This is a genomic window from Paracoccus nototheniae (assembly GCF_004335005.1).
GTDB lineage: Bacteria > Pseudomonadota > Alphaproteobacteria > Rhodobacterales > Rhodobacteraceae > Paracoccus > Paracoccus nototheniae.
In genome coordinates this window covers 1-3355 of sequence record NZ_RQRT01000146.1, presented here as the reverse complement: position 1 = coordinate 3355, position 3355 = coordinate 1, and the positions used below count along the sequence as shown (strand labels likewise).

The 3355-nt window shown below is 59.3% G+C and carries 2 protein-coding genes; one reads left to right on the top strand and one right to left on the bottom strand.

All coding sequences use genetic code 11. The features are described from left to right. Positions 1–121: 121 nt before the first annotated feature. Positions 122–1687, bottom strand: coding sequence for a glycosyltransferase family 25 protein (locus EG885_RS22075; protein WP_131578975.1), 1566 nt, complete (start codon positions 1685–1687; stop codon positions 122–124). 745 nt (positions 1688–2432) lie between these two features. On the opposite strand from EG885_RS22075, the gene EG885_RS22070 reads away from it, so the two are divergent. Then, the gene (locus tag EG885_RS22070; RefSeq protein ID WP_131578971.1) at positions 2433–2846 is read left to right on the top strand and encodes a DUF350 domain-containing protein; all 414 of its coding nucleotides are present in this window, start codon (positions 2433–2435) and stop codon (positions 2844–2846) included. The last annotated feature ends 509 nt before the right edge of the window (positions 2847–3355 follow it).

The following is a 3355-nucleotide window of genomic DNA, read 5'->3' as shown; positions in this document are numbered from 1 at the left end:
GGAAAAAAGGGGGCCATGCGTGCCATCTGCGCGGCAGTCAGCCAGAAAAGGTCGCTCATGTCACCGCTCCGTTTCTGGGCCGTGAATCACGCCGCGAAACGGAAATCAATGCATCCTGACCCTAGGACATTCCGACCATCGCCATCATCTCGCGCTCGGTTGCACTGATGATCCCCGTATAACGCGTGTTCTTGAATCCGAAGATCGTCGAATGAACATCGTCGCGGTGGCTGGCCAGGAAGGGCAGGGACGACACGACTTTCAGCCCGGGCATCCCGTTCAACCATTCGTCGACCGTATTGGTATCGGCCCCACCCGCATCGGGATTCCAGTCCGCAATCCATTCCAGCGCCGAGCGGTTATAGACGTTAAAGACCATGCCCATCATATGCGGCGTATGGATCATGTGGCTTTCGCCAAGCCTGCGCGTCTTCAGGATTTCCGGGCGACCCGCGACGCGCGTCATCACGCCATTGAAGACATCCCAGTCAACGCGGTCCAGATAGCGATTGATCGCATTGAAGTAAGCGGGAAAATCGGGCCCGAACAGGGCGTCATCCTCGCAGATCGTCAGGCGCCTTGCGCCCGATTGCAGCGCTTTGGTGGCAACGGTCTTATAGCTCCAGGCCGCGCCCTTCCAACCGGGCAGCAGCCGGATGCCATCGAACATCTTGCAATCGGGCTGGCCGTTATCCAGAAAGCCCTCACGGCGATGAATATGTTCGGGCAAACTGATGCAGACCCGGCTGCGGCTGGCGATCGGCTCGCCCATGGCCAGCACGTCGGTCAGATATTCTTCGGGGGCGATGGCGCCGATAAAGACAAGCCAGCGCCCAATGGCAAGCCGGACGGCGCCCCTGTTGCCGAGGCAGGGGACCAGCATGATTTTGGCAATGGCCGCACCAAAATCCACCGCCTGATTGAGGGTTTTTTCAGTTGTTACGACCACCGACGGACAGGCGCTGAACTGCTCCTTCAAAAGCAAGACCGTCTCCGGCTCGCAATGCGAAAGATAAGCCGAATCCAGCACAAGGGCCGCAATGTCACGGCGCTGGAGGTCAGACGGCAGGGGATTGACCAACACATGCCGCGCCTCAGGGCAGTCCGACGAAGCCAGAAGATTGCGCCGTTTCAATTCTCCCGCAAGCTGGGCTGTCAAAGTTCCGACGCCCGCCACCTTGAATTTTTTGCCGGACTGTCGGGGCCCTTCACGAAGCAGCGCCGCGTCATGACAATACTTGATACGGCTGGTAACCCCTGAAACGCCCTCGCGTCGAAGGATATGAAGTGCCTTCAGAAAGATATTCAGCATCTCTTCTATCCCGAATTCTTTTAAGAATTGAACAGCACTTCTTTGGATGCAGCGCAAATATCTGAACAGCACATTTGCATACAAATTAGTCTTAACTCTTATAATTGCAAGCACTTTACGCCATCTGAGTGCGCCAACGTACGAGTGGTGGAACGATTGGCTTATGGAGGCGCCGAGGTTGGGCATGCTGTCAGCGATCGCGCTGGTCGCGCTGGCGACCGCGCAAAGCACGGCGATCCTTCTCGTCAGCATGGCCGCAGTCGGGTTAGTGGCCGACACTGTGCAGGTATTGGTTTCATTCACGGCGACTCTGGCCAGAGCGTCAGAGCGCGGACGAGCCGTGGGCCTCGTGACGAGCGGCATCGTGACCGGCATCCTTGCTGCCCGCTTTGTCGCTGGTTTGCTTACAGAGTTCGGGGCTGGGGATCCGTCTATCTCACGGCTGCTGTTCTTGCTTTTGCCATGCCGATTATACTGCTGCGCATACCATCCACCCAATCCTTTCCGGACAGTCGGGACAGTTAGGCAGAGGCCCTGCGTTCGATTTCCGCGCTGTTCTGGCAAGACCGGGTTCTGATGACCCGAGGCATGCTGGCATTCCTGATTTTCGGAGCATTCAGCACCTTCTGGACCGCGCTGTCTTGCCCCTGAGTTCCCCACCGCTCTTTTACTCACACATGCAGGTCGGCCTGTTTGGCCTGTTTGGAATCGCGGGGGCCATCGCTGCTACGGGTGCCCGTCGCCTGGCGGATTGGGTCAATGGACAACCGGACCAGCGCTCACCTTGCTGCTCGGGTCATGGGGCCTGATCGCTCTCCTTCCGCATTCGGTTCTTGCATTGTTTGGTGCTGCTATCGTCTTGGATTTTGTCGTCCAGGCTATTCAGGTCATCAATCAGACGATCATCTTTGATCGCCATCCAGCAGTCTGACGCCGGCTCGCAGGTGCTTGCATGGCTTTCTTCTCTACCGGGTGTGCCATTCGTCGCCTCTGACAGCGCCCGGATACCGGACACGATAACCCCGGCGCAGGGCCTTTCGGCGGATCGATGAAAGACGAGGTTCTGCCTGGAAGGCCGATGCTCTATGCTTGCGGTATCGCTGCATAAGGACTGCCGAACATGGACAATGCCCTCCTCGCCTCCCTCTCGGGTCTCCCTTCCTTCCTTCTTTACATGGGGATCGCCATCGGCCTGTTTATGGCCTTCATGAAGATCTACGCGATGGTGACGCCCCATGACGAGCACGCGCTGATCCGCGCCAACAACCCCGCCGCGTCCATTTCCTATGGCGGTGCCATGATCGGCTTCGTGCTGCCGATCGCCTCGGCGGTCCAGAACTCCATCAACCTGCTCGATGTCCTGGTCTGGAGCGTGGTGGCGGGCGTCCTGCAGATCCTCTGCTTCCTGGTCTTTCGGCTCTTCCACCGCGATATCGTGACCCGGATCGAACAAGGTCAGACCGCCGCCGCAATGCATCTTGCGGCGGTCAGTCTCTCGGTGGGCCTTCTGAATGCTGCGGCGATGACGTACTGACGATCGTCGCGATGGGCTGCTTCGGCCCAGTCCTTCAGGGCGCCGGATGCGGTCCAGCACCTGCTGCTTGCGCGGCCTCCGACAAGACAGACAAGGCCGCAATCCCCGGGAGGTTGCGCCCGCATGGTCCAGATGGGGCATCACCTCATGTTGCGCGGGTTCGTCAGGCTCGGGATTGATGACGCTTCTTCCCGCAAGACGGACCCTGTCTACACGATATGGCGGCGGCAGGTCCGGCGAAGCTGCACCGCCACGCCCTCGACTGGCCGATTCGAGCAGTCAGTGCGTCTGGGGCGCGCCTGACGGGCGAAGCGGACCACCCTGCAGAGTTCTGGCGATTGACACAAAGCGCCCTTAGCTGACGGCCCAGTTCGACGCGATAAGCATCTTCTTGAGGCACGAACGGGCGGGCTGTCCGACCGCGGCCAGCGTGCTTCCATCGCAAAACCCGTGCTTCACCTTCCCGTTTCCGCGCGAGATGATCCTTGATGGACCGTCTGTGGCGCCTT